Source organism: Haloferax sp. s1, from assembly GCF_058382125.1.
The window spans coordinates 1-2805 of sequence record NZ_JBZRPK010000301.1; the positions used below are offsets into that span (position 1 = coordinate 1).

Annotated in this window: 5 protein-coding genes; 4 read left to right on the forward strand and 1 reads right to left on the reverse strand. The window is 62.1% G+C overall.

Annotated features, from left to right (window positions below):
* Positions 1-142 precede the first annotated feature (142 nt).
* Genes QT222_RS03245 through QT222_RS03260 form a run of 4 tightly spaced genes read left to right on the forward strand, consistent with a single transcriptional unit; the run spans position 143 to position 2149 of the window.
* Complete coding sequence (locus tag QT222_RS03245) at positions 143-685, forward strand: DUF5810 domain-containing protein (protein WP_491476292.1); 543 nt, start codon at positions 143-145, stop codon at positions 683-685.
* Between the two features lie 24 nt (positions 686-709).
* Positions 710-1240, forward strand: a complete 531-nt coding sequence (locus QT222_RS03250) for a DUF5809 family protein (RefSeq protein ID WP_491476293.1) — start codon at positions 710-712, stop codon at positions 1238-1240.
* Positions 1237-1800 (forward strand): NUDIX hydrolase, encoded by a 564-nt coding sequence (locus QT222_RS03255; RefSeq protein ID WP_491476294.1) that lies wholly within the window; start codon positions 1237-1239, stop codon positions 1798-1800. The genes QT222_RS03250 and QT222_RS03255 overlap by 4 nt, the downstream gene beginning before the upstream one ends.
* A 1-nt stretch (position 1801) precedes the next feature.
* Entirely contained in the window at positions 1802-2149 is a 348-nt protein-coding gene (locus tag QT222_RS03260) for a rhodanese-like domain-containing protein (protein ID WP_491476295.1), read from the forward strand.
* Between the two features lie 170 nt (positions 2150-2319).
* On the opposite strand, the gene yciH is transcribed toward QT222_RS03260, so the two are convergent.
* Positions 2320-2613, reverse strand: a complete 294-nt coding sequence (yciH, locus tag QT222_RS03265) for a stress response translation initiation inhibitor YciH (protein ID WP_004059389.1) — start codon at positions 2611-2613, stop codon at positions 2320-2322.
* Positions 2614-2805 lie beyond the last annotated feature (192 nt).

Here is a 2805-nt window from a genome sequence, read left to right on the forward strand (position 1 = left end):
CCACAGAGGGGTGCGCCGTGGCCACTCGTCGGCAATCCGCACACCACAACCACACCACACCATTGCGGACGCCACGACCGCTTCCTCCCTCTTTCGAGTAAACTGCGACGGGTTTTGGTACACTCAGCCACTACCGGCCGGTATGGGATACGCCTGTCCGGTCTGCGACGCACCGCAACGCGACGAGACGCATCTCGCGAACCACCTCGCGTTGCAAGCCATCGTCCACGGTGACGACCACGAGACGTGGCTGGACGAACACGCGCCCGACTGGGATTCGATGAATCCCGATTCGCTCGGGCCAGTCGTTTCCGACTTCGCGGAGGAACACGAGTTCGACGAAGTGTTCGAAGACACGGTCGACCGCACGCAGCGCCACAAGCACGGACACGGCCACGAGCATGGAATCGGACACGAACACGGACACGGCCAGACACCCCAGTTCGGCGGCCGAGACGGGTCGGAACCGCTGTCCGGTGACGCGGCACGCATTTTCGAGGAGGCGAGGTCGCTCACTGAGGAGATGCAAGACGACGAGGGAGGAACGAATGACGACGAGAGTGGAGCAAACGGCGGCGAGGGCGGAGCAAACGGCGACGAGGGCGGAGCAAACGGCGACGAAGTCGGGACCGAGGATGCCGACCAGCGCAACTCGGACGACGACGCCGACGAGAAAGAGTCGTAAGCCCGGCCCTCGAATCGATGGGCGATGGAAACCCACGGGACGATTTCTCCGGAGTCGCTCGCTGACGCCGAAACGGCCTTCGACCGCGTTGGGCCGACAGCGCAGGTGGTCGTCAGAGAGACGGCCAAAGCGATGGACTTCGACCGCGACGAGTACCGAGACCGCGTGACCGGCGAGGTCGTCGAGACCGTCCGCAACGCGCTGTTCGCCGAGTCACTGGCGGTTCGCGTCGGGTCGCGAGCCGAATTTGACGACTGGCGTTCGGACCACCCGGACTACGAGGTGGTCGAACTGGGCAACCCCGATGTCGAGCGCGTCGCGTGGCACGCGATTCCGTTCGCTGAGACGGTCATCGCGACGACCTTCCAGAACGAACGCGAGGCCGCGGTAAGCACGCTCCGCCGCAACGCCTTCGGACGCGTCTACCGTGATGCAATTCTTGAGGGAGGAGACGAAGACAACGACGACACGGGTGACGGTGAAGAACACGAAGGCGACACAGGTAGCGACGAAGACAACAGAGACGATACAGACGGCGACGGAGGCAACCAATGACCGACGACGGCCGTCGGCACGAACAACTTCCTGACCCTGAGTGGCCGGTACTCGAATCGGAGACCGAGTACGAAACGGGCTGGTTCACCGGCGGGTACGACCTCGTCAAACAGCCGAACGGCACCACGAAACGCTACTACTGGGCCGAACTGGCGACTGCCGTCGTCGTCATCGCCGTCGCCGACGACCACGTCGTCTTCGTCGAGCAGTACCGTCCGACCATCCGCCAGACGCAACTCGAACTGCCCGCGGGAATCGTCGAACAGGGCGAGTCTTTCACGGATGCCGCAGTGCGCGAACTCCGTGAGGAAACCGGGTTCGCCGCCGATTCGGCTTCGGTCATCGGCGACGTGTGGTGTTCAACTGGCGTGCTCCGTCACCGACGCGGCTTCGTCTTCGCGGAGGGACTCACGCCGGTCGAGCGCGACTTAGACGACAACGAGTTCCTCTCGGTTCGTGCGGTCCCAGTCGACGAAGTCGTCGAACGCGCGACCGAGTCGCCGACAAACGACGCCACGCTCGAAGGCGTCCTGCTCGCGCGCGAGGAGGGATTGTTGTAACGTGTCTGTCGAAGAAATCGCGCCCGCAGAAGTCGAGTCGCTCCTCGACAGCGACGACCCGCCGGTCGTCGTCGACGTGAGCACGGAAGCGGAGTTCGAGTTGGGTCACATCCCCGGAAGCATCAACATCCCGCTCGTCAACCTCGTGTCGCATCTCGGGCGCGTCGCAGGCGCGGACCGCATCATCACCGTCTGTCCCCGGGGAGAAGCGAGTATACAGGCGGTCCGACTGCTATCGTCCTACGAGGGGACCCAAGACGCGCAAATCGAGAGTATGGCCGGTGGCCTCAACGAGTGGGAGGGACCACTCGAAGAGGGACTCGACGAAGCGACTGCTGGTGGCGAGTAGTTCAGACTGTCGGCTGTAACTGGTTCAAGATATTCGGCACCCCAAGGTGCCGAAATGCTTCACGGACTTACAGCCGGTAGTATCAACGCAACGCGCAGTCGAGCTAGTGCAGTCGCTCTCGACGGCTTGGTCACAAAAATAACTCGACGTCGGGCTAGTTTAGAGGTCGGTCACGCGACGTTGAACCCCTTTTCGCGGAGGAAATCCCCCACTCGGCCGCGGTGGTTGCCTTGGAGTTCGATGGAATCGTCTTCCACGGTCCCACCACAGGCGAATTTCGATTTCAGGTCCGACGACAGGCTATCCATGTCGACGTCCTTCGGATCGAATCCCTCGATGACTGTAACCTCTTTTCCGTAGCGGCGCTCGTCGATGCGGATGACAATCTCCTGAGACTCTTTAGCGACGTCCTCGCAGACGCAGAGCTCTTCAGGGAGCCCGCACGTCGAGCAGACTTCCGACATTACAGTGTGGACCTACAGGATGGGGATATTAAACAGTATCGGGAGATAGGGTGTGGTCGCCCGAATTAGGTATTCGAATCGTCGGTGGACGACGTTTCGTTATCGGCGGTGGTCGTCTCCGTGTCACCGTCTGCTGTCGTCTCCGTTCCGTCTTCAGTGGACTCGTCGTCCGTCGTCACAAACGGGTTTCCG